This is a genomic window from Roseibium sp. ROS1 (assembly GCF_054658215.1).
On the sequence record NZ_BAAGIG010000002.1, the window covers coordinates 268497 to 293837 of the forward strand.

Annotated in this window: 26 protein-coding genes; 14 read left to right on the forward strand and 12 right to left on the reverse strand. The window is 58.7% G+C overall.

The annotated features are described in order from the left end of the window. Positions 1–143: 143 nt before the first annotated feature. The 3 genes from ACYQ6M_RS09430 to ACYQ6M_RS09440 all read left to right on the forward strand — a co-directional run bounded on the left by ACYQ6M_RS09430 (position 144) and on the right by ACYQ6M_RS09440 (position 3000). Entirely contained in the window at positions 144–1169 is a 1026-nt protein-coding gene (locus tag ACYQ6M_RS09430) for an ABC transporter permease (RefSeq protein ID WP_031268102.1), read from the forward strand. Then, a complete protein-coding gene (locus ACYQ6M_RS09435; protein WP_022997806.1) occupies positions 1166–2344 on the forward strand; it encodes an ABC transporter permease in 1179 nt (392 codons plus the stop codon). The genes ACYQ6M_RS09430 and ACYQ6M_RS09435 overlap by 4 nt, the downstream gene beginning before the upstream one ends. A 62-nt stretch (positions 2345–2406) precedes the next feature. Next, a complete protein-coding gene (locus tag ACYQ6M_RS09440; RefSeq protein ID WP_022997805.1) occupies positions 2407–3000 on the forward strand; it encodes a class I SAM-dependent methyltransferase in 594 nt (197 codons plus the stop codon). 180 nt (positions 3001–3180) lie between these two features. Here the strand turns inward: ACYQ6M_RS09440 and ACYQ6M_RS09445 are convergent, their stop codons facing one another. Beyond that, positions 3181–3468, reverse strand: a complete 288-nt coding sequence (locus ACYQ6M_RS09445) for a DUF1330 domain-containing protein (protein WP_055658736.1) — start codon at positions 3466–3468, stop codon at positions 3181–3183. Between the two features lie 101 nt (positions 3469–3569). Here ACYQ6M_RS09445 and ACYQ6M_RS09450 point away from each other — a divergent pair, with 101 nt between their 5' ends. Further along, positions 3570–4460, forward strand: a complete 891-nt coding sequence (locus ACYQ6M_RS09450; protein ID WP_022997803.1) for a LysR family transcriptional regulator — start codon at positions 3570–3572, stop codon at positions 4458–4460. Positions 4461–4476: 16 nt separating this feature from the next. Here ACYQ6M_RS09450 and ACYQ6M_RS09455 read toward each other — a convergent pair whose 3' ends face one another. Genes ACYQ6M_RS09455 through nthA form a run of 4 tightly spaced genes read right to left on the reverse strand, consistent with a single transcriptional unit; the run spans position 4477 to position 6578 of the window. After that, on the reverse strand, positions 4477–4929 hold the full coding sequence (locus ACYQ6M_RS09455) for a methyltransferase family protein (protein ID WP_460073474.1): 453 nt from the start codon (positions 4927–4929) through the stop codon (positions 4477–4479). An 8-nt stretch (positions 4930–4937) separates the two neighbouring features. After that, positions 4938–5294 (reverse strand): nitrile hydratase accessory protein, encoded by a 357-nt coding sequence (locus ACYQ6M_RS09460; protein WP_022997801.1) that lies wholly within the window; start codon positions 5292–5294, stop codon positions 4938–4940. Next, complete coding sequence (gene nthB / locus ACYQ6M_RS09465; RefSeq protein ID WP_460073477.1) at positions 5278–5940, reverse strand: nitrile hydratase subunit beta; 663 nt, start codon at positions 5938–5940, stop codon at positions 5278–5280. Before nthB ends, ACYQ6M_RS09460 begins: the two co-directional genes overlap by 17 nt. After that, positions 5937–6578, reverse strand: coding sequence for a nitrile hydratase subunit alpha (nthA, locus tag ACYQ6M_RS09470; protein WP_022997799.1), 642 nt, complete (start codon positions 6576–6578; stop codon positions 5937–5939). The genes nthB and nthA overlap by 4 nt, the downstream gene beginning before the upstream one ends. 262 nt (positions 6579–6840) lie before the next feature. On the opposite strand from nthA, the gene ACYQ6M_RS09475 reads away from it, so the two are divergent. The 3 genes from ACYQ6M_RS09475 (at position 6841) to ACYQ6M_RS09485 (ending at position 9299) form a co-directional block, all read left to right on the forward strand. Further along, positions 6841–7383, forward strand: coding sequence for a VOC family protein (locus tag ACYQ6M_RS09475; protein WP_152507133.1), 543 nt, complete (start codon positions 6841–6843; stop codon positions 7381–7383). Between the two features lie 74 nt (positions 7384–7457). Continuing rightward, positions 7458–9068, forward strand: a complete 1611-nt coding sequence (locus ACYQ6M_RS09480; RefSeq protein ID WP_460073479.1) for an FAD-dependent oxidoreductase — start codon at positions 7458–7460, stop codon at positions 9066–9068. Between the two features lie 3 nt (positions 9069–9071). Next, on the forward strand, positions 9072–9299 hold the full coding sequence (locus ACYQ6M_RS09485) for a DUF2783 domain-containing protein (RefSeq protein WP_286188910.1): 228 nt from the start codon (positions 9072–9074) through the stop codon (positions 9297–9299). A 245-nt stretch (positions 9300–9544) separates the two neighbouring features. On the opposite strand, the gene ACYQ6M_RS09490 is transcribed toward ACYQ6M_RS09485, so the two are convergent. Then, positions 9545–10093, reverse strand: a complete 549-nt coding sequence (locus ACYQ6M_RS09490; protein WP_460073481.1) for a GNAT family N-acetyltransferase — start codon at positions 10091–10093, stop codon at positions 9545–9547. 292 nt (positions 10094–10385) lie between these two features. Between ACYQ6M_RS09490 and ACYQ6M_RS09495 the strand changes: the two genes are divergently transcribed. Beyond that, complete coding sequence (locus tag ACYQ6M_RS09495; protein ID WP_055658752.1) at positions 10386–10904, forward strand: peptide-methionine (S)-S-oxide reductase; 519 nt, start codon at positions 10386–10388, stop codon at positions 10902–10904. 33 nt (positions 10905–10937) lie between these two features. On the opposite strand, the gene ACYQ6M_RS09500 is transcribed toward ACYQ6M_RS09495, so the two are convergent. From ACYQ6M_RS09500 to ACYQ6M_RS09525, 6 genes are all read right to left on the reverse strand, one after another. After that, positions 10938–11243, reverse strand: coding sequence for a DUF3088 domain-containing protein (locus ACYQ6M_RS09500; protein WP_296598761.1), 306 nt, complete (start codon positions 11241–11243; stop codon positions 10938–10940). Positions 11244–11481: 238 nt separating this feature from the next. Next, positions 11482–12264, reverse strand: coding sequence for a polysaccharide deacetylase family protein (locus tag ACYQ6M_RS09505; RefSeq protein ID WP_460073484.1), 783 nt, complete (start codon positions 12262–12264; stop codon positions 11482–11484). Beyond that, positions 12261–13415 carry a glycosyltransferase family protein gene (locus ACYQ6M_RS09510; RefSeq protein ID WP_168687957.1) on the reverse strand — a complete coding sequence of 385 codons (1155 nt, stop codon included), beginning with the start codon at positions 13413–13415 and terminating at the stop codon, positions 12261–12263. Before ACYQ6M_RS09510 ends, ACYQ6M_RS09505 begins: the two co-directional genes overlap by 4 nt. After that, positions 13412–14539 (reverse strand): glycosyltransferase family 4 protein, encoded by a 1128-nt coding sequence (locus ACYQ6M_RS09515; RefSeq protein ID WP_460073486.1) that lies wholly within the window; start codon positions 14537–14539, stop codon positions 13412–13414. Before ACYQ6M_RS09515 ends, ACYQ6M_RS09510 begins: the two co-directional genes overlap by 4 nt. A gap of 19 nt (positions 14540–14558) precedes the next feature. Continuing rightward, a complete protein-coding gene (locus ACYQ6M_RS09520) occupies positions 14559–15779 on the reverse strand; it encodes a glycosyltransferase family 4 protein (RefSeq protein ID WP_460073488.1) in 1221 nt (406 codons plus the stop codon). Positions 15780–15820: 41 nt separating this feature from the next. Beyond that, positions 15821–17035 (reverse strand): glycosyltransferase family protein, encoded by a 1215-nt coding sequence (locus ACYQ6M_RS09525; protein WP_022997787.1) that lies wholly within the window; start codon positions 17033–17035, stop codon positions 15821–15823. A gap of 231 nt (positions 17036–17266) precedes the next feature. On the opposite strand from ACYQ6M_RS09525, the gene ACYQ6M_RS09530 reads away from it, so the two are divergent. From ACYQ6M_RS09530 to ACYQ6M_RS09555, 6 genes are all read left to right on the forward strand, one after another. Beyond that, on the forward strand, positions 17267–19849 hold the full coding sequence (locus tag ACYQ6M_RS09530; protein WP_460073490.1) for an ABC transporter transmembrane domain-containing protein: 2583 nt from the start codon (positions 17267–17269) through the stop codon (positions 19847–19849). A gap of 99 nt (positions 19850–19948) precedes the next feature. Continuing rightward, a complete protein-coding gene (locus tag ACYQ6M_RS09535; RefSeq protein WP_006931293.1) occupies positions 19949–20407 on the forward strand; it encodes a cyclic nucleotide-binding domain-containing protein in 459 nt (152 codons plus the stop codon). Between the two features lie 10 nt (positions 20408–20417). Continuing rightward, a complete protein-coding gene (locus tag ACYQ6M_RS09540) occupies positions 20418–21242 on the forward strand; it encodes an MBL fold metallo-hydrolase (RefSeq protein ID WP_022997784.1) in 825 nt (274 codons plus the stop codon). 495 nt (positions 21243–21737) lie between these two features. Then, entirely contained in the window at positions 21738–22889 is a 1152-nt protein-coding gene (locus tag ACYQ6M_RS09545) for a helix-turn-helix transcriptional regulator (RefSeq protein ID WP_460073493.1), read from the forward strand. Between the two features lie 99 nt (positions 22890–22988). Continuing rightward, a complete protein-coding gene (locus tag ACYQ6M_RS09550) occupies positions 22989–24344 on the forward strand; it encodes an adenylate/guanylate cyclase domain-containing protein (RefSeq protein ID WP_077290366.1) in 1356 nt (451 codons plus the stop codon). Between the two features lie 129 nt (positions 24345–24473). Beyond that, entirely contained in the window at positions 24474–25268 is a 795-nt protein-coding gene (locus ACYQ6M_RS09555; RefSeq protein WP_460073495.1) for an SDR family NAD(P)-dependent oxidoreductase, read from the forward strand. Positions 25269–25341 lie beyond the last annotated feature (73 nt).

Here is a 25341-nt window from a genome sequence, read left to right on the forward strand (position 1 = left end):
CTTGATCCGGCCCGTTCCGCCAGACGTTTTTCCGGGGACTGACTCTTGGTTGAAAAACGTCATACTATCGAAACCGAATTTGACTTTAAGTGCAGAAATCAGAGCCTGATTTGCGCAAAGTGCCGGGGCTGAGGGGAGTTTAGGTGCTCTATTACATTGTCCGACGTATTTTGATGATGGGTCCCACCTTGCTGGTGATCAGTCTGCTGACTTTCTTCATCATCGAGTTGCCGTCCGGTGATTACATTTCCAACCAGATTGCTGCCCTGAAGTCCTCCGGTGAAAGTTCCTCGGTTGCCAAGCTCGAGTTCCTACGAAAGGAATTCTCTCTCGATCGTCCCTTCATGGAGCGCTACCTCATCTGGGTCGGCCTCTGGCCGGGGCCTCACGGTTTCGACGGGTTGATCCAGGGCAACTGGGGCTGGTCGTTCGAATTCGACAAGCCGGTGGAGCAGGTCATAGGACCGACACTTCCCTTGACCGTGGTCCTGAACTTCGCGACGATCCTGTTTGTCTACGTGGTGTCGTTCCCCATCGGTATTTTCTCTGCAACGCGTCAGTATTCCTGGGGGGACTACGGGTTCACTTTCCTGGGCTATATCGGTCTTGCCACCCCCAATTTTCTGCTTGCGCTCATTCTGCTCTATTTCTTCAATCGCTGGTTCGGCCTGTCCGTCGGTGGCCTGATGGATCCTCAGTACATCGATCAGCCCTGGAGCTTCGACAAGGCAATGTCGGTGCTGGCGCATCTGATCGTGCCCACCATCGTGATCGGGACCTCCGGCACGGCGGCCATGATCCGGCGGCTGCGCGCCAACCTGCTTGACGAGCTTCACAAGCAATATGTCACCACGGGCCGGGCGAAGGGGCTGAAGGAAAACCACCTGCTGGTCAAATATCCCCTGCGCATGGCCATCAACCCGTTCATCGCCGACATCGGCAACCTGATCCCGTCGCTTGTTTCTGGCTCGGTGATCGTTTCGGTGGTGATGAGCCTTCCGACAGTCGGTCCGGTTCTTGTGTCCGCGTTACAATCGCAGGATCAGTTTCTGTCAGGGTTCATTTTGCTGTTCGTTGCCATGTTGACGCTGATCGGCATGCTGATCTCCGATCTGTTGCTGGCAGTTCTCGATCCGCGCATTCGTCTTGGCGGGAGGGCCTCGTCATGACCATGGACGTGAAGAACACGCCTACGCGCGAAGTCGAGCATTACGTCGATCCGACGCCGTTCAACCCGGCCGTCACCGAGGAGATGACCGCCGAGCAGGAGCGCTTCTACCAGGCTTCCCAATGGAAGATCATGTGGTGGAAATTCAAGCGCCACAAAATAGCGGTCTGGTCAGGCGTGGTCCTGATCCTGTTCTACCTGTGCGTTCCCTTTGCCGAAGTAATTGCGCCCTATGGTGCCAACAGCCGCGACAGCATGCATCTTTATGCTCCGCCGCAACCGATCCACTTGTTTCACGAAGGCAAGCTCGTCGGCCCGTTCGTCTACGGCATGACCTCGGAAATCGACATGGAAACCCTGCAATGGGTGTTCAAGGACGATCCGAACAATGTCCAGCCGCTCCGCTTCTTCTGCAGCGGCGCAAAATACAAGTTCTGGGGGCTATGGGACGCGTCCTTCCACCTTGTGTGCCCGGCGGAAGGCGGCACGATGTTCCTGTTCGGGACGGACCGGCTTGGCCGCGATCAGTTCTCGGGCCTGGTCTACGGGGCCCGGCTGTCACTCACAGTCGGTCTGATCGGCGTCGTGATCTCAATTGTTCTAGGGCTCTTCTTTGGTGGGATCGCCGGCTATTTCGGCGGCTGGATCGACAGTCTGATCCAGCGGGCGATCGAGATCCTGCGCTCTCTTCCCGAACTGCCTCTGTGGATGGCACTCTCTGCGGCGCTACCTGTCACCTGGAGCCCCGTCTGGATCTATTTCGGCCTGACGATCATCCTTGGTCTGCTGGATTGGCCCGGGCTAGCGCGTGCCGTCAGGTCAAAGCTGCTGTCCCTGCGTGAAGAGGAATACGCCAAGGCGGCGGTCCTGATGGGGGCCAAGCCGAAGCGCGTGATCACGCGGCATCTGCTGCCGGGTTTCACCAGCCACATCATCGCGTCGGCGACGCTGTCGATCCCGTCCATGATCCTGGGTGAGACTGCACTGTCCTATCTTAACCTCGGTCTGCGTCGGCCGGCGGTATCCTGGGGTGTTCTCTTGAACGAAGCGCAGAACATTTCGGTGGTGACCGTCTATCCCTGGCTGATGGCTCCGGTGCTGCCGATCATCATTGTCGTCCTGGCGTTCAATTTCCTTGGCGATGGTTTGCGCGACGCGGCAGATCCCTATAAGTGATGCATCTGAAATCTGAAGAACCGGCGGGCCGTTCTGGCCCGTCTTGCTGTTAGGAAGTCACAATGTCGAAGAATGCCACCACCGCCGCTGGCTGGGACGAGGAATATGAAGCCGGTCGCTGGGCCTTCCTGCGCTCGCTGCCTGAAAGCGGCCGATACGGCATTATCGGCATGTGGCTGAGCCTGACCGGCTCCATGGATGACGTTCTCGATATCGGCTGCGGCGAAGGCCTGCTCTACGAGCGTTTGCAGCCCATGGGCGTCAAGCGCTATGTCGGCATGGATCTTTCCCCGGCTTCCCTGCAGATCGCGAATGTCGACCCGGCCATCGCCAGCCTCCGGGCAGGCGACATGCACACGTTCGAAGCGCAGGAAGGTGAAACGTTCTCCGCCATTGTCTTCAACGAGGTTCTTCACTTCGCGGATGACCCGGCTGCCGTCGTTGCCCGCTACGTCCCGTTCCTGAAGGAAAACGGTGTTATCGCGCTGTCGATGTATTCACCGAAAAAGCCGGAGTCAGGTGCAAACAAGCTGATCAACAAGCTCTGGGAAGCAACCGACGATACCAGCAAGTGGGAAGTGCTCGATGACTATCGTCTCGTCTCCGACAAGAAAGGCGTCACCTGGCGCATGCGCCTGGTGAAGCCGGTACGGTAAGCGCCGGAGAGCCCGAAAAACTGCATTGAATATGGCGAACACAGTCCTGCTTCCTCGGTCTGAGGAAGCAGGACTGTGTTGATTCCAAGGGGGGGCGGCGTGCTCAGGCAGCGGCTCCCCCGTTCTTGGAGTGCACCTGATGATCCTCCTCGGGAGGATGATTTGCCAAGTGACAGGTGATCAACCCGGAAGCACCACAATCGTCGACTTGCCGCCCTTGTTCCGAAGGGCGTGCACATCGGCAAGGTCCGGGTCGCGATGCCAGGCCTTGGCGGCATCGGGAGTGGGGAAGGACAGCAGGGCAACCATGTTCGGCGCATCGATAGCCGCTTCCAGGACCAGCGGTTCGGGATCCGCTGCAATGACGCTGCCGCCATGGCGGGCGAGAGCGTCTGCAGCTTTTTCACGATAGGCGCCGAGCGCTTCGCGATCCGTCACCGTGATCATGGCAATCGCTTGAATGGACATCTCTTAGTCTCCTTTGCTTGAGATGCCAGAATCGTATCGCAGAGGCGGCTTGCGAAAAATTCTTCAAATTCGTAACCGAACTGTGCAAAAATGCACGTGCCATGTATAGCTGGGATGATCTGAAATTCGTGCTCGCCATCGCCAATGCCGGCAGCCTGACAAAGGCCGCCCGCAGCCTTGGTGTGACGCATTCAACTGTGTCGCGGCGGCTGTCGGCGCTGGAAGAGGAGATCGGCGCACGTCTGTTCGACCGTCTTCCGGAAGGGTTCACGCCGACCACCGCCGGCGAAGAGGCGGTTGAAGCCGCCCGCCGGATGGAATTGGAAGTGCTTGCGCTGGACATGCGCATTGCCGCCAAGGATGCCGAACTCGAAGGCCCGCTGCGTGTCACGGCAGCACAGCTAATTTTCCAGGTGCAACTGGCCGAGATTGTCGCGCGCTTCAAGGAGCGGCACCCGGGCATCGACGTCACCATGAATGCGGCCAACGAAATTCTGAGCCTGCACCGGCGCGAGGCCGATATCGCGGTGCGTGTCACCGACAAGCCTGATGAAAGCCTGTTTGGCCGTCTTGCTACAGGCCAGAACCGCTGTTTCTACGTGTCGAGAGACTTTGCCCGCCGATACCGGGACGCGGCGCTCGAAACGGTCACATCGCAGGCGGTGCCTTTCATCGCCTTCAAATGGTGGGGCAACAAGGTGCCGAAGGAAATGCGCGATCGGTACCCCAATGGCGAGGTGGCAACGGTCACCGACGACATGATCACGATGCATGCGGCCGTTCGGGCCGGCATGGGCATCGGCCGTTTGCCCTGCTTTCTGGGGGATCCTGATCCCGACTTGATCCGCCTGCCGGGCGTCGAACCGAGCCGTTACTTCGATATCTGGATCCTGACCCATCCGGACCTGAAGAACGTCGCCAGGGTCCGAACCTTTCTTCGCTTTGCGGCCGACGCCTTCAAGGAAAAGAGCAGTCTCTACCTCGGGAATTGAGTGACGTTGCCAGCTGTCAGAGCCAGCGGCGAACGCGCGCGCAATAGCCGAGATACTCCTGACCGAACAGGCGCTTCAGATGCTCTTCTTCAGGCCTGATCTGGAATTCGGTCAGGTACCAGACAAAAGCCGGAACGACGGCGAAAACCGTCGCCGTACCGAGGTAGGTGCCGAATGCCAGCAGCAGCAGAACATCGGCGACATACATCGGGTTGCGCGACACCCTGTAAAAACCCTGGGTCACCAGAGTTCTGGCTTTATCCGGCGTTATGGGGTTGAAGGTCGTTCCCGCCATGACAAAGCGAAAAAGCGCGTGTCCGCCAATTGCCAGTCCGGCAATGAGGAACACCGCGGCGATCGAAGTCTGACCTGAAAAGGTGAGGTTCAGCGCCGGGAACAGCCTGGCGCCGGCATACAGCAGAAGCAGTCCGATGCCGACGACGACCGGAGGCGGAAGCAACAGGCGCATGGTCGTCCTCAGGACCTCTGAAGAACGATTGGTGCGCCGTGCGGCGTGGCCCTGGCCGCGTCGTCCCAGGCCTTGCGCAGGTCTGCAAGTTGTCCGGCTGCGGCAATGTTCTTGGCTGTGAGCAGACCTTCGAAGGCCGCCAGCCAACGGTCGTAATAGCCTTCGGTCTCGCCGCTTCCGTCGCCATCCTTGGCAAGCTCGGCGCCCAGAGCCTCAGCCCATTCGCCCCAGGTAAACACTCCGGCTTCATGGGCTTTCACCGTCATGGCGAAAACCCTGGCTTCCCAGGGAGCACCGAACACCGGCCCGCCGTCTTCATCCAGCGGCAGGCGCGGCGTTTCGAGAAACTTATCGGGCAAGGTCAAGATAAGGCTCCCAGAGATCGATACGCAGGGAAAGCTTGGGATCGCTGTCAGGCCCCCAGATGTCGGTCCCCTTGAAGAGGACACCATAAAGCCAGGTCGGCTGTTCGCCCTCGCCGTGCGCGTTGGTATCCGGAAACACATGAACGCCGTGAATGACCTCGATCGTGCCGACAGCATCGCGGGCATAGCCGGGAAGGCGGGTGTGGTGTTCGGGGTTCATGCGCCGCGTATGGACCTTGTCACCGACGCGGAAACGGGCCGGCTGATGTTCCTCTCGGTTGACCGGTGCACCCTTGGCCAGAACTCCGGCAACAGCGTCTGCCGAGAGCACGCGCTTGACCGGCTTCGCGGCTTCAAGTTTCCGGCCTTGTTTCAGTTCTTCTTCCGTAACGAGGCCATTGGCCAGCACAAGTTTTTCAAGCCCTCTGGTCCAGATCTCGTAATAGCTGGAGGTCAGGTAGGTAACTTGCGGCAAGGATTCGCGGGCAAAGCGCGATGCATCAAGCGTCCAGGAGCCGGTTGCGCCCATGGCCAGCGTTACCGCAAACGCGCGTTCTTCCCATTTGGCATGGAAGTTGGGTTCGTTTTCTTCCAGTTCGATGGGGCCAAAGCCCATCTGTCCGCCAAGATCCTGGGCGCCGTTCATGCCGCATCCTCCAGTTCGGAAGGATCGAGCGCCAGACCGGTACCGATCATGCTGTTGCGGGTGACGAGATCCGCCAGACGTTCCTCGCTCCATCCGTCTGTTCCCGCAGGGCGTTTGGGGATCACCAGATAGCGGATTTCAGCCGTCGAATCCCAGACGCGAACTTCGGTATCATCCGGCAGCTTTACGCCAAATTCATCCAGAACACCTCGCGGGTCGCGCACGGCGCGGGACCGATAGGGAGCGGACTTGTACCAGACAGGCGGCAAGCCTAGCACTGTCCAGGGATAACAGGAGCACAGTGTACAAACGACCATGTTGTGGGTCTGGTCGGTATTCTCGACCGCCACCATGTGTTCACCCTGACGGCCAGTGAAACCGAACTCGGCAATCGCTGAGGTCGCGTCTTGCAGGAGCCGGTCCCGGTAGTCCGCATCCGCCCAGGCCCGCGCAACAACGCGAGCGCCGTTCTTGGGGCCGATCTTGGTTTCGTAAGTCTCGATCAACTCGTCCAGGGCAGGGGGATCGATATATCCCTTTTCCGTCAGCAGCGTTTCCAAAGCGCGTACACGCAGCTCTATTTCGCTCAATTCGGAATGGTCGTGATCGTGGGAATGATCGTGCTCGTGAGCGGACATGGAAAGCTCCTCGCTGGCAGGTACCTCATATGAGAACGCAGGTCCTGGCCTGTCAATTCCAACACGAGGTTGATCGCCTGATTTTGAGGAGGGTTTGTCATCCCGGATCGGTGCTCGACTTGGTCGCATTTGTCCGGGAAGGCGGTGTTGCGTGGATTGGCCTTCAAATTAGTTACGAATGTAACCAATTTGACTTAGATCAAGGCGGGTAGGCTGTGGAGCTATATGGTTACATATGTAACTAATTTGGAGGAGCGGTCCCATGAAGATCGAGCAGATGCATCACGTCGCCTATCGTTGCAAGGACGCCAAGGAAACCGTGGAATGGTACGGCAAGATGCTGAACATGGATTTTGTTCTGGCGATCGCCGAAGATCATGTGCCCTCTACCCACGATCCCGATCCCTACATGCACGTCTTCCTGGATGCCGGAAACGGCAACGTGCTGGCGTTCTTCGAACTGCCGACCAAACCCGAAATGGGGTTTGACCCGAATACGCCGCGCTGGGTGCAGCATATCGCCTTCAAGGTGAAGGATCGGGACGAGCTGGTTGCGTTCAAGGACCACCTGGAAAAGAACGGTGTCGAGGTTCTGGGCGTGACCGACCACTCAATCTTCCACTCCATCTATTTCTTCGACCCCAACGGTCACCGTGTCGAACTGGCTTGCCCGGATCCCGAAGAAGACCAGCTTCTGGCTCGTCTGGACGAGGTCAAGTGGCAGATGCTGGAAGAATGGTCGAAGACCAAAAGGGCCCCGAAACACGCTGAATGGCTGCACGCCAAAGAGTTGGCCGATGTGTGAGCAAGACACATGCCGCCAGTGCGGCAAATGCCGTTCGATCGATGCCGCCTTGGCGGATCTGGGAGGAGAGCCCGATGTTTCAGACCTATCAATATCCGCAATACAGTTATCGTCAGTCGGAGGAGCAGCAGAAAAGTACGGTCAAGCGCCACAAGGTGGTGGTGATCGGAGCTGGGCCGATCGGACTGACGGCTGCGCTTGATTTCGCCCAGCGGGGCATCCCCACCGTCGTTCTGGACGACAACAACACCGTTTCCATCGGCTCGCGCGCAGTCTGTTACGCCAAGCGACCGCTGGAGATCTGGGACAGGCTCGGCTGCGCCACACGCATGATCGACAAGGGTATCGAATGGAAGATCGGCAAGGTCTTCTTTCGCGACGACCTTGCCTACACATTCGACCTTCTGCCGGAAGACGGCCACAAGATCCCGGCCTTCATCAACCTCCAGCAATATTATCTGGAGGAATACATGGTCGACGAGGCTCAGAAATCGAACCTCATAGACCTGCGTTGGAAGCACAAGCTCCTGAACCTGCAGCAGGGGGACGATCATGTCGTGCTGACCGTCGAAACGCCTGACGGTGTCTTCAAGATGGAAGCGGACTGGGTCGTTGCCTGCGATGGTGCCAACTCCGACACACGCAAGATGGTCGGTGCCGGCTTTTCCGGCCAGTTCTTCCAGGATCGGTTCCTGATCGCCGACATCATCATGAAAGCCGATTTTCCGACCGAACGCTGGTTCTGGTTCGACCCGCCGTTCCATCGGGGGCAGTCTGCTCTTCTGCACAAGCAGTGCGACGATGTCTGGCGGCTGGATTTTCAGCTTGGCTGGGAGGCCGATCCGGAAGAAGAGAAAAAGCCGGAAAACATCATTCCGCGCGTCAAGGCGATGCTGGGAGAGGACAAGGAGTTTGAGCTGGAATGGGCCTCCGTCTACCAGTTCGCCTGCCGGCGGATCGATAACTTCCGTTATGGCCGGGTACTGTTCGCGGGCGATGCTGCCCATCAGGTTTCACCCTTCGGCGCACGCGGCGCCAACACCGGCGTGCAGGACATCGACAATCTGGGCTGGAAGCTGAAACTGGTGCTGGACGGAGACGCTCCGGAAAGCCTCATCGACAGCTACCACACGGAGCGAGCCTTCGCGGCGGACGACAACCTGCTGAACTCGACCAGGTCCACCGATTTCATCACACCGAAAAACGAGGCTTCTCGCAGGTTCCGGGACGCGGTTCTGGATCTTTCGGAGGTGACCGACTTTGCAAAGCCGCTGGTCAACTCCGGACGTCTGTCGGCGCCAACACCTTATGTCGAAAGCACGCTCAACACGGCCGACGAATCCAGTTTCGCAGGCAAGATGTCCCCGGGCACGTGCTGTGCGGACGCACCTGTGAACGTGAACGGCGAGGCGGCCTGGTTCCTCAACCAGATCGGCGACGGGTTCACCTTGCTTGTCTTTGGTGATGAAGCCGCAACAGATGTGTCAGCCGGCAACGTCAAGGCCCGGGTCCTGCGTGTGGGCAAGGACCTGCAGGACAAGGACGGAACACTTGCAGCCCGTTACGACGCGGCTCCCGGCACGGTCTACCTGATCCGCCCGGACCAGCATGTTGCCGCTCGCTGGCGCTATTTCAACGACAACAAGGTGGAAGCCGCCTTGAAAACCGCGAAGGGAGGCGCATGAACCATGCCCCTGAATCTTAAGCTGAACCTGACACGAAACCTTCCCGATCCGGACGGCTTCTATGAGTATCTGGTCTCCAGTCAGCGCCATATGAGTGACGAAGAAGCAAACTGCATGAATGCCAGGCTGATCCTCATCCTCGCCAACCAGATCGGCGATCCGGATGTCCTCAAAGCCGCTATCGATTTTGCGGCCAATCCGAAGGCGGCGGAGAAAAGGGAAGCGGCCTGAGCAGAAGGGGCTGGAGCACGTGTGGTTCGCATTGCCGTGGCTGTTGTCCGGATGGCTTCAAAACCCTTTATTTTCTGCAATGTCGGGCATGAGGAACCTGTCATTCCAGCGAAGGCCGGGATCCAGTAATCTGCTGACCCCGCCGTGGTTTTCGGCCGGGTCTCGCGGATACCGGGTCCCGGTCTTGCCGCTTGCGCGGCAAACCGGGACGACAAGGAAAGAGATCAGGAGCAGGTGCCTTTCACTCACACCCTCAGCCGCGCCATCGCATAGGCGTCGATAAACGACCCGGAGCGGAAGGCAAAGTCCTTGTGGGTGCCTTCGATCTCGAAGCCAAGTGTCTGATAGAGCCTGACGGCGGCTTCATTGTCGGTGAAGACGGTCAGTTCCAGGCGGCGGATGTTCATCCAGTTGTCCGCTATTTCGATCAGCTCTGTCAGCATCGCCCGGCCGATCCCGCGTCCGGTGTAATCGTCGTGTACGCCCATGCCCAGACTGGCCGCATGTCCGCGCCGTCCGGCGGATCGGGCAAAACCGGCGGCGGCGACCAGCGTCCCGCCCAAAATGCCGACAAGGGACACCTTGTCCGGAGAGGACTGGTTCACACGGGCCTCGACGTCCTTGCGCCTGGGATAGGGCAGGCGCAAGGTGCCTGCCCGGAACTTCGGCAGACCTTGCAAGACAGTCAAACCGTTCACGTCGTCCGGTGTTTCGGCGCGTATAATCAGGCCTTCAGGCCAGCTACCTGGTCTGGAGACCGGTGCAAATTCCGCGGGGATGTCTGAAATGCTCATTTTGCTCTCATTCGTTGGATCTAGAGAGCAGGCATCTGACAAACCCTGCTCTTCGAAGCAGGGTTGCGATGCGATCCGGCTAGATGTCTTCAGCCAACAGTGATCCCCTCGCGTCCCCTGCGGGAACGACGATATGCACCACGGTTAGATGAAGGATCGCGCGATTGATCATGCCTCACAATCTTATGTTGTGCGCTGCCTGTCAATTGACGGCATAAGATCTCGTCTGGGGGAATCTCCGCCAAGCCGTTTTGCAAACGAATTGCCTGACGTCACACTGGGAGCATCGATCATGACATTGGAGGCCGGGGTGAAAATCGGGCTGGGCGGCGGGTGCCATTGGTGCACGGAGGCCGTCTTTCAGGCAATTGCTGGCATTTCGAAGGTGGAACAGGGCTTCATCCGCTCCGATCCGCCAGAAAATGCCTGGTCAGAAGCGGTGGTGGTGACCTTCGATCCGGTCGCGCTGCCGCTGGAGGTCCTGCTCGAGATCCATCTGCGCACCCACTCCAGCACCTCCCACCACAAGATGCGCGGCAAGTATCGCAGTGCCGTCTACGTTTATGACGCCGGTACAGGTGTGAAGGTCGGAAGGTTGATGCGCGCCTTGCAGCAGCGCTTTGACGAACCGCTAGTGACGCGGGTAATGACGCTTGCCGAGTTCAAGGCCTCCGACGAACAGTTCCGGAACTACTATGCCAAGGGGCCGGAACGCCCGTTCTGCAAGACCTATATCGACCCGAAGCTCGCCCTCCTGCGCAAACAATTTGCTGCTGCTCTGAAGCCGGAACGACTGGAAGCCGCGGAATAGACGAAGACTGTAAACAGGTCTGATTTTTGTCTGTCAGGGATGAGGATGCGGAAAGCCGTGGCGCTCGGTGAGGGCGGCGAGGATCGCGTCCTTGTCATTGATGAAGCCGCCTTCGGAGAGCACCAGCACAGGCAGGGACTGATTGTCTTCCCCCAGAAGTTCGGCCACTTCCCTGCGCGGTTTCGGCCAGGCAATGCGGCGAACGTCAAGCCGGTCCGCAAGCTCCGGAAACGAGGCGAGCACGCCTTCCATGAGCGCGCAATGCCAGCAATAGAAGGTCTTGCCGGGATAGGCGGGGTCTTCAAATCCAGGGGAGAGTATGTAGAGCGTGTCTTTCATGCCTTGGGCCTTTGCGTCGACTCACCGGATTTGGATCTGGCGCAGCTATGCGGCAGACCAGCCCAAGCTGCAAGCTCCTGATCCATTCTGGCAAGGCAGACAATCTGGCAGGAGTAGATCACCCCTAAAAGGTCACCCCGGGCGGCCGCAGGGAGTAAGTTCCGGATCTGCGCGGCGCTTGGCCGGGGAGACGAATAATTTGTGCTCGTTTGACGCCCCTCGCCTCAGACAGAGGCTCTCACCCGAACGGCCAGGAACCGTTCTCGCTAAAGAGGCTTTTCACGTCCGGCCATTCAGCGCCTTCATGATGAGCGGCGATCTCCAGAAAGATCTCCAGAAACTCGAAGCATCCGTCGTCATGCACCAGATGGTGCGTCAGGAGGCCGACCGGCTCGGCGCCGGTGTTGCGCCGGCGGGTAAGCTGCAGGTCGAAGCGCAGCCGCGCACTTTCCCAGCCGATGAAGCGCACCTGCTTTTTCCATTTCAGGATGTCGATGTGCGACTGGAGCTGATGCGCACGCGGAAAGTTGTGCCAGGTGAAGGTAGAAAGACCCGACAGGCCGATACCGGGCAGGCGACGGGAGATTTCAGGATCGATCCGGTTCCAGGGAGGCACCATGGCCTTCACGAACTTGTCGCCGAAGAGCTCCTGAAGGCGGTCATGACCTGCCTTGAGCTCGGCCATCAGGTCGTCCGGATCCCGCCGGGAACCAAGCTCGGCTGCCTTTTCACCGAGGTCCTTCCGCTGGAAATTCTTGTGCTGCCAGCCGTGTTGCAGAACCAGCGCATGTGGTTGGTCGGCGAACCGATCTGAAAGGGCTTTTGTCGCCATCTTGGGGATGACCGCGAAAGCCAGATCGACCTTGTGGGTGTTGGCAAGCGACAACATGCGTTCAAGAGCTGGTGTCGGTTCGATAGCGTCGTCATCGCGCCACCAGAAGCGGACCTTGCGGCCGCGTTCGGCAAACCAGTCGAGATGATCGGTAAGCTCTTGCCGGAAGCGCTGCGGGTCAGTGGTCATGACATCCGGTCTTTCAGGTCTTGAAGCAGGACACGGGCGCTTTCCTCCGCCCCGCCCAGGCGGACGCTGTGCTTGCTGCGCGGAAGAGCCAGCGCATCGTCAATGGCAGCGGCAAGCCGCTCTGGTGTGAGGTCTGCTTCCGGCGTAACGATCGCCCGTCCATGGCCGGCAAGCGCTTCCGCGCGCTGCGTCTGTTCGGTCTCGTTGATCTGGGCAAAGGGCACGAAGACAGCCGGAACACCAGCCTGAAGAATGTCGAGCACGGTGTTGTAGCCTGCCTGGCTGACGGAAAGGCGCGCCCGTTTCAAAAGGTCCGGAAAGTCGCGCCGTGCGCGCTCGACAATGACGCCATCCACCGCGCTTTGCCGGTAAATGGCAAAGGCGTCGTCGGAAATGTCGTGACCGATCAGCACTCGCCACGGCGTGTCTTCCGCGCGGCGCGACAGCGGTCTGGCTTCCAGTGCCGCCGACAGCAGGCTTTCGGCAACGGCGCCGCCACCGCAGGAAATGATCACCTCGTCCTCGCCGTCCGGTCCTTCCACAGCAGGCCGTGGATCGCCGCCGACATAACCGGTGTAGCGAACCAGATGGTCGACCTCCTCGGCAAAGGGGAAACTGTCTGCAAGGCGGATGAAGTCCGGATCGGAATGGATCAGGATCCGGTCGTAGAATTTCAGCGCCTGGTCCGCCATCCAGCGTTCTTTCCAGAGCTGCTTCTTGCGCACCAGAATGTCGCGAATGGATGTGGCAATCAGCGGGACCTTGCTGCTTGCCTTGGCGGTTTCCAGAAGAGGGGCCAGTTCGAAGTCAAGCTGGCGACGGCCGAAGGGGTAGGTCTCGGTCAGGAGCAGGTCGAAGTCGTCGGCCTCAAGAACTTGAATCGATGCTTTAACGCGGGCGATTTTCCAAGCATCGTCAATATCTTCATTGTCCAAAGTCACAAGACGCTTGAAGGTCGCGTCCGGACTTCTGCAGGCTGGCAGTTCGATAATCTTCAGTGATCCGGTGTCGAGTGTCGGCGGTATTGTGTTGCCGCTGGCAAGTGTCACCTCAACGCCTTCGGCGGCCAGAGCCTTGCCGATGGCAGCGGCGCGCACGACATGGCCTGTCCCGAGCAGATGCTGAACATGTATGAGGGCCTTGAAGCTCATGCGTCTTTCGTCTCCCGGCGGCTCAAGTGGTTCCGCATGGCCTTTTCGGCAAGTGCTTCCAGCCGGGCAGCGCCTGCCGAAAGCGTGTGGAAATGAAGGATGTGGTGGCGGGCTGCCAGGCCAAGCCTGTCCACAAGCGCCGGTTCCCGCATGGCTCGGCTGAGGTTGGCGGCAAGTGCGGATACATCGCCCTCGGGGGACAGCAATCCGGTTTCGCCATCACGGACAATGTCGGGGACACCGAAGGTGTCACCGGCAATCACGCCGACGCCCGCTGCCTGTGCTTCCAGAAACACGAGACCAAATGCTTCCCGGATTGCAGGCCAGACGAAAAGGTCGTGCCGCGCGTATTGAGCTGGCAGGTCGTCACCGGCAAGGGCGCCGAGCCAGGTAATTCGTTCGGGTGGAAACAGGGCAAGGACCTGCTCGCGCATCGGGCCGTCGCCGATGAGCGTCAGATGCCAGGGCAGGTCCCGAAGTTCACCCAGTGCCGCGGCAAGCACTTCGTAAGAGCGCTGCTTGTCGCCTTCGCGCATCATGCCCACGGAGAGCAGTTTCAAAGGACTTGCCGCAAGCGGCTTGGCATTGGTCGATGCGGCGAGAAAGGGATCGGCATCCAGAAACGGCAGCAGGACCGACAGGCAACGATGCGGCACGACCGCCGCAAGGCATTCGGCATCAGCGTTGTGGATGGCGGCAACGGCATCGGCGCGCTTCAAGGCTTCATCCGCAGCGGCAAACCCGAAGGCCCAGTCACCCTGCTGCCGTTTCGGCGCACGGCTGGCTTCAACGATCGCATAGGGAAGGTTGAACCGGTCGGCAAGCGCCGGGCCGATCCAGTCCGGCGCCTTGTGATAGAGATGATAGGTCAGGAAAAGATCCGGCCGATAGCCTGATTGTTGCCAGTCGGCGCTTATCCGGTCTGCCTCTGCCAGCGCCTCATTCCGTACCTCTGACTGAATGTCGTCGCTGCCATCCTTGCGCCAGGACCTGAAACGGCTGGCAATCGTCACTTCGTGCCCCAGACTTTCCAGAGCCTTCACGATCAACCGTCCCATGGTCCGGTCGCCGGACGGGACCGGATGATCCAGGGGTTTCATCGGGGCAGTGAAGGCAATTTTCATGGTTTTCCTGGCGTTCTGCCTAGAGGACTTTGCGGAACTTGTCTGCAAGGCGGTCGAGGCCGGGGTCTGTCGAGAACGTTGTTCTGACCCTCGTGGCCGCGGCAAGGCCGAGACCGTGACGGGTCTCGGGGGCGGTAATAAGGCGCTGCATGGCCTCGGCCAGTTCCTTTGGTGCGCCAGGGGTAACAAGCACACCGGTTTCACCGTCGAGGATCAGTTCGGGTATCGCCGAAACCTTGGTGGACAGGCAGCAGATGCCCATGGACTGGGCTTCCATCAGGACATTGGGCAGGCCGTCGCGGTCCCCGGATTTCGCGAGCTTCGATGGCAGGACGAAGAGATCCGCTTCGCGGCAGGTGGCGATCACCTCCTCGCGCGGCTGCGCCCCCCGCCAGGTTATCCTGTCCGACAGTCCAAGCGCATCCGCCTGTGCCTTCAGGTGCTCGGAAAGGTCTCCGCCGCCGATATGGGTGAAGTGCCAGTTGAGAGCCACAGGCAGTTTTGCAAGAGCATCCAGAAGGTCGTCATAGCCTTTCTTTTCTACGGCCCGGCCAACGGAAACCAGGCGCACGGGCTCACCGCTGCCATCACGCGTCGTGGCTTTGGTCTTGGGCTCCGGAAAGCCGGAAAAGTCGAGGCCGTGATAAAGCAGCTCGATCTTGTCCGGATCCTCGGCAAGGCCTTTCAGGTGTTCGGCATTGACTGCGGTACAGGTCACGCCCCAGGCCGCATCGTTGATCTTGGTTTTCAGGTCCCAGTCGGGGCTGGTCCAGATGTCCTTGGCGTGTGCGGAGAAAGACCATTTGCGGCCGGATAGATGCGCAGCATAACGCGAGGCGGAGCAGGGGGTGTGCAGATAGTGGGTGTAGATCCAGGTCACGTCTTCCGGCAGTTCATGGGCGAAGACGCAACCCTGAGCCCACCTGCGTCGCCGGTCGGCGTTGGGTTGATGCTCGAAATCGGCATCGAACAGAGCCTTGGCAGCCTCGAAGGTCGGCTGATTCTCCGCCCAGCGTTTGGCACGGGCAACCCGGGCCGGGTCGTCTTTCACGTATTCCGGCAGATACATGACTTCTGCTGAAATCTGCCGGTGCAGATCGTGAATGTACGGGTCGTACGGCTTGCGCAGGGCAACGATCAGGATCTCGATACCTCGCCGCTCCAGACCAAGCATTTCCTGGGCGATAAAGGTTTCGGACAGGCGAGGATAGCCTTTGACCACAACGGCGATACGGGACATCGGTCAGCCCTTGAAAGAATGCGATTTGCGGGTGGCGATGGTCAGAAGTTGACCAGCTTCCGGCTGGCTGCCTGCTGTTCGTCGAAGATTTCTCCAACGCGGTTGGAGATGATATCCAGACCGCCAAGCAGATTGTCGACGCCGGCTGCCGAAGGCGAAGCCATGCCCGGAAGTTCGGACAAGGCCGCAGCCATCAGGTCGGGATCCGGATACTGGTCGATCGGCAACACCTTCAAGAGGCCGCTTTGTTCGGCTCGCTCAGCCCGGATAGCCTGTTCCCGGCGCGGAATGACACGCGGTACCATCAGGGTTGGCTTGTCGAAGGACAGGATCTCGCAGAACGTATTGTAGCCCCCCATGCCGACAATGGCTGTGGCATTGGCAAGATAGGGTTCGATCTGCGGTGTGAAACGGATGATCTCGACGTCGCGCAGGTGTTCGGCGCGCTCGCTGAACTGGGTTGCGGCGGCCGCCGGCATGAAGGGGCCAAGCACGATCAGGGCCGGGAAAAGCGGACGCTGCCGGGCTTCGTAGGCGCGCATCACCCAGTCGACCATTTCAACGCCATCACCGCCGCCGCCTGGCGTCACCAGGATATAGGGTTCTTCGTCAAACGGCGCGGGTGCGGGATTTTCGAGCGCCGATTTCGGCAGCTCACGGCGCAGGTAACCGGTATAGCGCAGCTTGTCGCGCACCGATTGCGGCAGGTCGATGCCTTCCAGCGGATCACAGATATCTTCCGGTCCGTAGATCCAGATTTCATCGTAAAGGTCGCGCAGGGCCGGATAGACGTTCTTGCGGTCCCACTCTTCCTTCAGCACCTTCGGGTCGTCCATGACATCGCGCAGGCCAAGTACGAGCTGGGTGTCGGTATCCTTCAGGGCTTCCAGCGTCCGCAGCACTTCCCCACGCAGGCCAAGCGGTTCCTTGTCGACGATGAAGATGTCCGGATCGAACACCTTGGCAGTGTGTTCGATGATCGATGACCTGATCGCAAGCGTCTGGTCGATGTTGATATGCAGCGACAACGGCGTGTACTCGCCGTTGCGCAACTTGATCACGCCGGGAATGCGAACGAAATCGACACGGGAGCGAAACTCGAAACTGCCGATGATCGGGGAGCCGGACAGGATCAGGACAGACAGCGTATCGAAGTCCCCGACCAGGGATTGCGCAATGGCCCGGCAGCGTCTGAGATGGCCCAACCCGAAGGAATCGTGGCTGTAAATGAGGATCTTCGGCGTCTTGGAACTCATACTGCCCCTAAATTTGTAAAACTGCCCCGAAAGGCTTATGTCTCAATTGATTGGCCCTTGTCACGTGCGGATATTTCTTGACAGGGGACTTTCGACAAGGAACGGTCTGCGGACCCTTTTAAAGCGGTTGTGGCAAATGTTAATCCCGGCTGGCGCAACTAACTCGGATCGCTAATATACCAAATATGATCTGCTTGCACATATTTGATCCTTGTCTGTTTGGATGAGCTTATGGAAAAGAGCCTTTTCGGTTTTATTTGGAAATACAGCGCCAGACAGCAAATCTTCATTCTCATGGTCACCGTACTCACATACCCGGTGGTCTATGTCCTTCTCGAACTGCCAAAACTGATTGTCAATGATGCCGTCCAGGGAGACAATTTTCCGCGGACGATCCTTGGCGTCGATTTCGATCAAGTTCCATATCTTCTTCTTCTGTGTTTTGCCTTCCTGTTTCTGGTCGTCGTTTCGAACGGGCTGAAATTCTATCTCAACGTCTACAAGGGACGTCTCGGCGAACGCATGCTCCGGCGCCTGCGGTTCGAGCTGTTCCAGCGGGTGCTTCGCTTCCGCTTGCCGCATTTCAGAAAGGTCAGTTCAGGCGAAATCATTCCGATGATCACGTCGGAAGTGGAGGATGTCGGCGGTTACATTGGTGAAGCTTTTGCGCTGCCTGCCTACCAGGGCGGCATGCTGATCGTTCAGATCGGCTTCATCTTCATGCAGGACCCGCTACTGGGGCTTGCTGCCATCAGTTCCTATCCCATCCAGGGCTATGTGATCCCGCTCTTGCAGCGCAAGGTGGTGCTGTTGTCCCGGCAGCGGGTGCGCAACATCCGCGTCATTGCCGACAAGGTTGGCGAGAGCATCACGGGCGTTGCCGAAATCCATGCCAACGACGCGGCGGCCTGGCATTCGGCGGATATCTCCGACCGCCTCTACGAGAACTTCAAGATCCGGTATGACATCTTCAACCGGAAATTCCTGATCAAGTTCCTGAACAACTTCATGAACCAGCTGACGCCGTTCTTCTTCTACCTGATCGGCGGGTATCTGGTCATTCAGGGCAATCTGAGCATCGGTGCCCTGCTGGCGGTCATCGCGGCCTACAAGGATCTGGCTGGTCCCTGGAAAGAGCTGCTTTCCTTCTACCAGATGACTGCGGACGTCAGCGTCAAGTATCAGACTGTTGTCGAAAACTTCGACCCGTCGGATATCTATGACAAGGAGCGCCTGACCTCGGACGATACGGTCGACCTTTCCGGCGACGTCAAGCTCGAGAATGTCAATTTCTCCGGCGGTGCGGCCGGGCAGGAGGTTGTTGACGTTTCGCTGACCGTTCCGTCCGGCAGTGCTTGCGCGATTGTCGGTCCGGACGGATCCGGAAGGTCGGAGGTCCTGCAGCTTGCCGCCGGGCTCGTTGCGGCCGTCTCCGGCAAGGTCTGCATCGGCAGCCACGATCTCGACAAGCTGACGGACGCCACTCTCGGCCGGCAAATCGCTTATGTCGGCGGGGCAGTGCATGTCTGGACGGGAACGATCCGGGACAACCTCTATTACGGTTTGCGCCACCGTCCGCTCGTTCCGCCCCAGCGGGAGGGGGAAAGCCTGAAGAACTACAAGCGGCGGCTTGCCGAAGCCAAGGAAACACGCAACCCAACGTATGACCTTGCGGCCGATTGGGACGATTTCGCTGCCGCGGGTGTCAGCAACGAGAAAGAACTCGACACTAGGGCGCTTGAACTGCTCGAAACCGTCAAGATCGACAAGGACATCTATCGGCTCGGTCTGCAGTCGCGGTTCGATCCGACCATGGACGATAGCTTTGCCGACAAGATCCTGAACGTGCGCAAGGCACTCGCCGAGCGCATTGCCCACGAACCCGAACTTGGTGGCCTGGTCGAACTGTGGCATCGCGATCGCTTCAATGCGAGTGCCAGCCTGGCGGACAACCTGTTCTTTGCCGTGCCGGCCGATCCGGAAATCACCATGGACCAGGTGCCGGACCTCGATGAGGTCAAGGCCTTCCTGGCGGAAACGGGCTTCGATCAGAAGCTTCAGCAAATCGGCCTCAAGATTGCCGAAACCATGCTGGAACTGTTCTCCAATGTTTCCGGCGACAGCGGTCTGCTCGGGGCTTACTCCTTCATCACGCTGGATGAGATTCCGGATTTCGAGCGCATTGTCCGCATCGCCAAGTCCGATCAGCCACGCCCGGGCCTGACAGACGCCGATCGGTCACGTCTGACCGGGCTCGCCTTCAAGCTGGTCCCCGCCCGGCATCGTCTGGGTGTCATGACCGACGAATTGAAGCGCGATATCATCAGCGCCCGCCAGACGTTCCTGGAAGAGGTCGTCAAGAACAGCGACAACTTCGTTGCCTTCGATCCGGATGTCTATCTGCCGCCGCTGACCATCGAGGACAATCTCCTGTTCGGGCGTGCACGCGTCGACCGCCGGGATGCCCGGCGGCGTATCGACGATGTTATCCGCACCATTGTCGAGGAAACCGGTTTGCGGCGCCCGATCATCTATGCGGGCTACGGATACCACGTCGGTGTGTCCGGTTCGCGCCTGTCTGCCGGCCAGCGCCGCAAGATCGCACTGGTCCGCGGTCTTCTGAAAAACGCAAAAATCACCATATTGGACGATATCGCCACCGGTATGACGGACGAGGACAAGACGCTTCGCGAAGGCTTGAGGCAAATCCTGTCCGGCAAAACATTCCTGTTCGGCACGTCCAATGCCGAAATAGCAGCTGAATTCGATCAGCGCTTCATTCTGGATCAAGGACGGCTTTCAGAAAAAGGGTAAGACGGTGGGTGTGACAATAGGTGGGCAACCGGTCTGCGGGGACCGGCCGGGCGAGTCGGTTCGGTCGGAGCAAAAAAACAACGGGCGCGGGAGAAGAAGATGACACTTGAAACCGAAGTCGAGGCACTCCGTAAGGTGCCATTGTTCCGCGGGATCGACGAGACCAAGTTGAGGCTTCTGGCCTTCATCAGTGATCGGACCGAGTACCCCTCCGGCGAACGTCTTTGCTCTCAGGGAGAAGAAGGCGATTGCGCCTTCATCATCCTGTCCGGCGATGCGGATGTTCTGGTCGACACGCCTGAGGGCGAAAAAAAAGTAGCGCAGGTTTCGGAAAATTCAATTGTTGGCGAAATCGCTATTCTGTGCGACGTACCAAGAACCGCGACACTGGTCGCAGCGAATGACATGGATGTTCTCACTGTTTCGAAAGACGATTTCTTGAAACTATTGAAAGAATTTCCGGATATCTCGCTGGAGGTGATGCGGACACTGGCGCTGCGGCTTGAACGGACGACCCGGGATCTTGCCGACGCACGTCGAGGGGCTGCCAGCGGTTAGGGAGTAACACGTGGCTGAGGAATTTTCGCTTCGTTGCTGGGGCGTCAGAGGGTCCACCCCGACGCCGGGGTCGAGCACACTCCGCTATGGCGGCGAAACGTCGTGTTTCGAGATCCGGGCCGGCGACGCACTGGTTCTGGTCGATTGCGGTTCCGGCGCCAGAAATCTGGGCGTGGAAATCTGCGGGTGCAAGACACGAACCTTCGATTTGCTCTTCACCCACACCCATCTCGACCACATCTGCGGTCTTCCCTTTTTCAAACCTGCCTATGATCCGAGCTTCTCCGTCACTGCCTGGGCCGGACACTTTCAGGACGAAACCAGCCTCGTTGACATCGTCAGCCGGATCATGTCGCCGCCGATCTTCCCTGTGGCGGCCAAGACGTTGAAGGCGGTCGAGTTCAAGTCCTTCAATGCCGGAGACCTGATCCCGCGCACCGATGATCTCGTCATCCGCACCACGCGGCTTAACCACCCCGGTGGAGCGTGTGGTTACCGCTTCGAATTTAAGGGCAAATCGATTTGCATCATCACGGATCACGAACATGGCGATCCGGAAATTGATGCAGCTCTACCTGATTTCGTGCGCAATTCCGACGTCATGATCTATGACGCCATGTTCACTGACGACGAATACGACACCTACAAGGGTTGGGGCCACTCCACCTGGCAGAAGGCTGTCGAGCTGGCAAAGGCCGGCAACGTAAAGACCCCCGTTCTCTTCCATCATGATCCGCGCAGGTCCGACGACGAGCTCGATGAAATAGGTCTCGCCGCTCAAAACGCTTATCCCGGAACGCTGGTCGCCAGCGAAGGCATGACCCTCAAGCCGTAAGCACCGCCCTGCCAGACAAGCCTCGTTTCAATAATAAAAAAAGGGCGGCTCAAATAGCCGCCCAAAAAATCAATAAGGCTTAAAAATAGATCGATCGCCGGTTGCTGGAATGCGGGAATCCCGAGATTGCCGCCGGAAAACAAACGCTTGCGACTTGAAATGCCGTCACTCGTGCCTGCCGGATACGATCAATAGTTGTTTACAGGGTGTAGGAATTACTTGCATGGTCCATTTGGACTATAAATATGTATTTTCCGCAGCTGGGGAAGGGCGGATGGTTGGTCAGTATTTGGACCTGTGCCGGCCTCTGCAGACTGGCGTGATGAAGAAATGGTCGGAACTTGATCAATGTTAACGCGCTGCCTCCGGTTTTTGCATATGTATTGAGGTGGCGCTTCGCGAGGCGGAGCGCGCTTATCGGCAGCCGAAGCGTCAATCTGGTCTGCCCGATTTCGTTTACTGGCGTGATGCCGCAAGAACTCCCGGGGGGAAGGGTTGGCTGTCGCAGCAGAAGAATTGATTAGGCTGTCGAACCTTGCTGTATCGGCGGCACTGGATCCTGGGCGGTGGCAGGTTTTTCTCGACACGCTGAGCTGCAGCCTTGGTACGCGCGTATGCACGCAGCTGATCGGCTACGACGACCTGACCAAAGCCACACCGCTCACCTTTTCGTCAGGATACGACCCGTACATTCTGGAACTCTACGACGAGCACTACGCGGACAAGAACCCGTTTGCTGCCAACTTTGCCACCTGCAAGGTGGGAGACGTCGTATCAACCCATCAGCTGTGCCGACCTGAAACGCTGAAAAAGACCCAGTTCTACACCGACCTTTTGTTGCCGCTTGAAGATATTACCGGTGGCGGTGGGTCGATGCTGGCGCTGGATGGCGATCGCATGTTCCTGCTCGGTGGCAACATGCGCTCGAAGGATCGCGACAAATACGAAGACGACTGGCTTCGCCTGTGCGCGCAACTCGCCCCGGTCATCCGTCAGTCACTGGAAATCAATCGGACCATCTCCGGACTGACCTTCGAGAAATGGGCTGCTGAACAGCATCTCATGGGATCTGGAACGGCGATTTTAGTGATCGATACCGCGATGCGGATCCACTATGCCTGCGCGGAGGCGCAAAAGCTCCTGGCCTCAGGCTCTCTTGTCGGTTGTGGTTTCGACAGGCGTCTGCATTTCCGGTCCGAAGAGGATCAAGGCAGGTTCGCTGGCTTCGTGCAGCTTCAATCCATGGGTGGTTTCGATGTGTTTCGGAACTGGCAGGCAAGGGACGGCAGAGGCAGGAACTGGACCTGTCGCTCAATAGGTTTGCAACTGGGTGATCTGGACAAGACGCCCTTCGGTGTTTTCATGAACAAGGCGGTCTCTGCAGTACTTCTGGCGGTCAGGCCCGAAGCTGGCAGCGATACGTTCCTGGCTCAAATGCAGAAGAAGCTTGGTCTCAGCCCGGCAGAAGCGGCAACGGTCCTGAAGCTCGCAGATGGCCGGACACCGGCGGAAATAGCCCAGGACCGTGAGATCAGCATTTATACCGTGCGCAACCAGATCAAGGCTGCGCTCTCCAAGACCGGGTCGCGACGTCAAGCCGAACTTGTGCGCAGTGTTGAGCAATTGCGTTTGCAAGGCAACCGGTAAGGGCCTGCTCACGTCCACTCACTTTACCGCGGGGTCGCTTGCGCAATTCGCGGTGCCGGTGGAAAATCCGCGCACGAGCAACGTCTTATCGGCGGCGAGATGACCACCATATCCCAGACACTGCGTTACATCCTGCAAGGCGGACCTCCGGATACCGGCATTCCGGAACGGGTCAGGGCCGAAATCCGTGCCCGAGAAGCGTCCTCCGAGCGCCTGATAGGCTGGGTCCAGCTTGGGCTCGTGCTGTTTTTTTCACTGCTTTACGCCATTGCACCAAGGGCTGAGGGATCGGCCGGTTTCAACTTCGTGCCGATTGCCCTTGCAGCCTACTTTCTGTTCACCGTCCTTCGGCTTGTGCTGTCGTACAGGTTTGAGTTGCCGCGCTGGTATCTGTTTGTGTCGATCGGTGTCGACATGGCGCTCCTCGTCGGGCTGATCTTTTCGTTTCACATTCAATACGGCCAGCATCCGACGTTCTATCTGAAAACCCCAACCTTGATGTATGTCTTCCTCTTCATCGGGCTAAGGGCTTTGCGGTTCGATCCGCGTTTCGTATTGACCACAGGCCTTGTGGCGGTCACTGGCTGGCTCGGACTGGTGTTTTATGCAGTGTTCGCAGACATGGACCACATGCGCGTGACCCGCAATTATGTCGACTACCTGACAGGCAACACCATCCTGATTGGTGCCGAACTGGACAAGACCATGGTCATCCTGGCCGTGACGGTCATTCTGTCCGTTGCCCTCTACAGGGGACGGTCGATGCTGTTCGAGGCTTCGAAAGATCACGCGGCTGCAATGGATCTGAGCCGTTTCTTCTCGCCGGAAGTTGCGGCCTCTATCACCGGAGCAGACACGGAGTTGCAGGCCGGCGAAGGAAGCTTGCGCGATGCCGCCATTCTTTATGCCGACATCCGTTCCTTTACGTCCACCTCCGCCACTCTGCCTCCGGAAACTGTGCTGGCGGTCCTGGCCGAGTACCAGAACCTGGCGGTTGATGTGATCGTTGAGGAAGGAGGACGGGTAGACAAGTTTCTGGGTGACGGCATCCTGGCAACCTTCGGCGCTGTCTATCCCTCAACGACCTACGCCGCCGATGCGCTACGAGCGGCCAAACGTCTGGTGGAAACTGTGGAGCGGGAACAGCAGCGTTTTAGGGACGCCGGCTGGCCGGGACAATTGCGCATTGGAACAGCGGCTGCCGCCGGGCCGGTCACGGTCGGTGTGATCGGTTCCAGGGAGCGCCTGGAATTCACGGTGATTGGTGATGCCGTCAACTGCGCTGCCAAGCTGGAAGACGCCAACAAGAGCCAGGGAACCAAGGCGCTGACAGACAAGGCGACATTTGATCTGGCCGTTGCACAGGGGCACGACCTGCCCTTGATCGAAGCAAGGTCGGATGCGGCAGTCCAAGGTATCAAGCGTCCTGTCGACCTGGTGGTTCTGGCCAGATAGGCCGTTGGAGGCCCGCCGAACTGCCTTTTTGGTCAATACCGAAACACTTGACCGAACCGTCAATCTGGGCCAATTTGCCTTCAAAATTGACCTAATCGTCAATTGAGTAGATTAAATTCATTGATTTCAATGAATTGCATCCGTTTGGAGGTTTCTGTGAAACTGGACTCAACACTTTCAGCCATCGTGACAGGCGGTGCATCCGGGCTCGGAGCCGCCACCGCGCGCATGCTCGCGGCCGAAGGCGTCAAGGTAACGCTGTTCGATCGCGATGCCGGTCAGGGGGAACAGGTCGCTGCAGAAATTGGCGGCGTCTTTGCCGATGTCGATGTGACTGACCAGGCGAGCGTCGAAGCCGGTTTCGAAAAGGCGCGCGCAGCCCACGGTCAGGAGCGGATCCTGGTCAATTGCGCCGGTATTGCACCTGTGGCGAAGACGACGTCTCGCGGCGAACCTCACCCGATGGACATGTTCGAGAAGGTGATTTCCGTCAACCTGATCGGGTCTTTCCGGTGCCTGTCGATTGCAGCAACGGGCATGGCCGCGCTGGAGCCCGTCACGGCGGACGGTGGACGTGGTGTGATCGTTTCCACGGCTTCGGTTGCTGCCTTCGATGGCCAGATCGGTCAGGTGGCCTATGCAGCCTCCAAGGCAGGGGTTGCAGGAATGACGTTACCTGTCGCCCGTGACCTTTCCAAGTCCGGTATTCGTGTCATGACAATCGCACCGGGCATCTTCGAGACGCCCATGCTGTTGGGTCTGTCACAGGAGGTCCAGGATTCGCTTGGCCAACAAGTTCCGTTCCCTTCGCGCCTCGGCAAGGCGACCGAATATGCGAAGCTGGTCAAATCCATCTGCGAAAACGACATGCTGAACGGCGAAACCATTCGTCTCGACGGCGCAATCCGCATGGCACCCCGCTAACACCGCTGTTTGCGGGGGCTGCCAGAGCGGCAAGAAGAACAGATCTATCCGGTTGGTGGCTGAAGGGTTGCGG

Bases quoted from the DNA above. Each gene is read 5' to 3' on its own strand.
- ACYQ6M_RS09435 (WP_022997806.1), top strand. From the start codon at position 1,166: ATGACCATGGACGTGAAGAACACGCCTACGCGCGAAGTCGAGCATTAC.
- ACYQ6M_RS09440 (WP_022997805.1), top strand. From the start codon at position 2,407: ATGTCGAAGAATGCCACCACCGCCGCTGGCTGGGACGAGGAATATGAA.
- ACYQ6M_RS09445 (WP_055658736.1), bottom strand. From the start codon at position 3,468: ATGTCCATTCAAGCGATTGCCATGATCACGGTGACGGATCGCGAAGCG.
- ACYQ6M_RS09450 (WP_022997803.1), top strand. From the start codon at position 3,570: ATGTATAGCTGGGATGATCTGAAATTCGTGCTCGCCATCGCCAATGCC.
- ACYQ6M_RS09455 (WP_460073474.1), bottom strand. From the start codon at position 4,929: ATGCGCCTGTTGCTTCCGCCTCCGGTCGTCGTCGGCATCGGACTGCTT.
- nthB (WP_460073477.1), bottom strand. From the start codon at position 5,940: ATGAACGGCGCCCAGGATCTTGGCGGACAGATGGGCTTTGGCCCCATC.
- nthA (WP_022997799.1), bottom strand. From the start codon at position 6,578: ATGTCCGCTCACGAGCACGATCATTCCCACGATCACGACCATTCCGAA.
- ACYQ6M_RS09475 (WP_152507133.1), top strand. From the start codon at position 6,841: ATGAAGATCGAGCAGATGCATCACGTCGCCTATCGTTGCAAGGACGCC.
- ACYQ6M_RS09480 (WP_460073479.1), top strand. From the start codon at position 7,458: ATGTTTCAGACCTATCAATATCCGCAATACAGTTATCGTCAGTCGGAG.
- ACYQ6M_RS09485 (WP_286188910.1), top strand. From the start codon at position 9,072: ATGCCCCTGAATCTTAAGCTGAACCTGACACGAAACCTTCCCGATCCG.
- ACYQ6M_RS09490 (WP_460073481.1), bottom strand. From the start codon at position 10,093: ATGAGCATTTCAGACATCCCCGCGGAATTTGCACCGGTCTCCAGACCA.
- ACYQ6M_RS09495 (WP_055658752.1), top strand. From the start codon at position 10,386: ATGACATTGGAGGCCGGGGTGAAAATCGGGCTGGGCGGCGGGTGCCAT.
- ACYQ6M_RS09500 (WP_296598761.1), bottom strand. From the start codon at position 11,243: ATGAAAGACACGCTCTACATACTCTCCCCTGGATTTGAAGACCCCGCC.
- ACYQ6M_RS09505 (WP_460073484.1), bottom strand. From the start codon at position 12,264: ATGACCACTGACCCGCAGCGCTTCCGGCAAGAGCTTACCGATCATCTC.
- ACYQ6M_RS09510 (WP_168687957.1), bottom strand. From the start codon at position 13,415: ATGAGCTTCAAGGCCCTCATACATGTTCAGCATCTGCTCGGGACAGGC.
- ACYQ6M_RS09515 (WP_460073486.1), bottom strand. From the start codon at position 14,539: ATGAAAATTGCCTTCACTGCCCCGATGAAACCCCTGGATCATCCGGTC.
- ACYQ6M_RS09520 (WP_460073488.1), bottom strand. From the start codon at position 15,779: ATGTCCCGTATCGCCGTTGTGGTCAAAGGCTATCCTCGCCTGTCCGAA.
- ACYQ6M_RS09525 (WP_022997787.1), bottom strand. From the start codon at position 17,035: ATGAGTTCCAAGACGCCGAAGATCCTCATTTACAGCCACGATTCCTTC.
- ACYQ6M_RS09530 (WP_460073490.1), top strand. From the start codon at position 17,267: ATGGAAAAGAGCCTTTTCGGTTTTATTTGGAAATACAGCGCCAGACAG.
- ACYQ6M_RS09535 (WP_006931293.1), top strand. From the start codon at position 19,949: ATGACACTTGAAACCGAAGTCGAGGCACTCCGTAAGGTGCCATTGTTC.
- ACYQ6M_RS09550 (WP_077290366.1), top strand. From the start codon at position 22,989: ATGACCACCATATCCCAGACACTGCGTTACATCCTGCAAGGCGGACCT.
- ACYQ6M_RS09555 (WP_460073495.1), top strand. From the start codon at position 24,474: ATGAATTGCATCCGTTTGGAGGTTTCTGTGAAACTGGACTCAACACTT.